At 63.0% G+C, this 1,496-nt stretch carries 1 protein-coding gene; it reads right to left on the bottom strand.

Annotated elements, in window-relative coordinates:
- Positions 1-152 precede the first annotated feature (152 nt).
- The gene (locus tag FJ980_RS31290) at positions 153-1,328 is read right to left on the bottom strand and encodes an alkene reductase (RefSeq protein ID WP_140547400.1); all 1,176 of its coding nucleotides are present in this window, start codon (positions 1,326-1,328) and stop codon (positions 153-155) included.
- Positions 1,329-1,496 lie beyond the last annotated feature (168 nt).

Raw genomic sequence — 1,496 nt, 5'->3', positions numbered from 1 at the left:
GTTTCTGCCTGTCGTGAAAGAAGGGCGGTCAGGCGCACCCAGATCCAGGATCTGCGCGGGCACAGGGCGACTCCGCCGGAACCTATGGAGGTCGTCTCGACCGGCAGGAGTGCGTGGCGCTGCGCCGGACTCCTGCTCGGCCTATCGTCGTGTCAGGCGGCCCTGCTTGCGGCGCCATTCTTCGAATAGGTGGGGAAGTCCGTGTACCCCACCTCGCCATTGCGGGTGTAATAGACGGACCGGTCCGCTACGGCCAATGGCCAGCCGCTCCGAAGACGCTCGACGAGATCCGGGTTCGCGATATACGGCCTGCCATAGGCAATCAGGTCCACCAGCCCGGTAGCGAGCGCGGCTTGGGCACGCTCGACGTCATTGAAGCCGCCGCACCATATGAACGCGCCGGGGAACGACGCTCGCGCCTTGGCGAGCATGTCATGGTCGAGATGGCGCGCCTCGAACGTGGCCGATTCCATGTTGCCGTCGGGCAGCAGTTCGTAGAGCAGATGGACATAGGCCACGCCGCGGCGCCCGAGCTGCTCGACGATGTACAGGAACGTCTCCTCGACGAGCGGATCAGCGGGCATTGAACCATATTTGCCGAACGGTGAGAGGCGAACCCCCAGGCGTCCCTCGCCGAATTCCGCCACTACCGCGTCGACGACTTCCATCAGGAAGCGCGCACGATCTTCCATGCTGCCGCCGCCGTAGCGGTCGGTGCGGGTGTTGAGCACCGAGTTCATGAACTGCTCGATCAGATAGCCGTTGGCGGCATGGATCTCGATGCCGTCAAACCCGACCTCCCGCGCATTGGCGGCGGCTTTGGCGAAGGTTCCCACCATGCCCGTCACTTCCTCGGTGCTGAGCGGCCTCGGCGTCTCTGCCGCCATGAAGCGCAACCGGCCGTCCGGGCCATGGGCGAACACCTCTGAGCCGACGGCCTGTTCCGCGGTCACGCCCACTGGCGCCTGGCCGTTCGGCAGAAGCGAGGAATGCGCCAGTCGGCCGACATGCCACAGCTGCATGAAGATGGTGCCGCCCTGACGATGAACCTCTTCGGTCACCGGGCGCCAGGCCTGCTTCTGGGCTTCGGAGTGAATCCCGGGAATCCGCGCGTAGCCGTGGCTGGACTGATCCACGTCGTTGACTTCGGAGATGATCAGGCCGGCGCTAGCTCGCTGACCGTAATTTTTGATGGTCAGTTCGTTCGGGAGGTCGCCATCTGTCGGAAGAGCACCCTCGGAGGTGCGGGTGCGCGTCATCGGCGGCATGACGATGCGGCTCGTGAGGTGGACGGGACCTAGATCGAAGGAATCGAATAGAGAGGGCATGGGGCGGCTCCTGTGGAGAATTAAAGCTCCAGAAGATATAAAGGGATACTCCTCAGCAGATTAGTGCCGGCCTGGTGGACTCACTATTGCGTTTGAAGCTACAATAGGCGGATGAACTCGCGTTTCGATGGCATCGCCGAATTCGTAGCCGTTATTCGGCTCGGTAGT

The organism is Mesorhizobium sp. B1-1-5, from assembly GCF_006443065.1.
In the GTDB taxonomy this organism is placed as follows: domain Bacteria; phylum Pseudomonadota; class Alphaproteobacteria; order Rhizobiales; family Rhizobiaceae; genus Mesorhizobium.
This window is presented reverse-complemented; position numbering and strand designations above follow the sequence as displayed.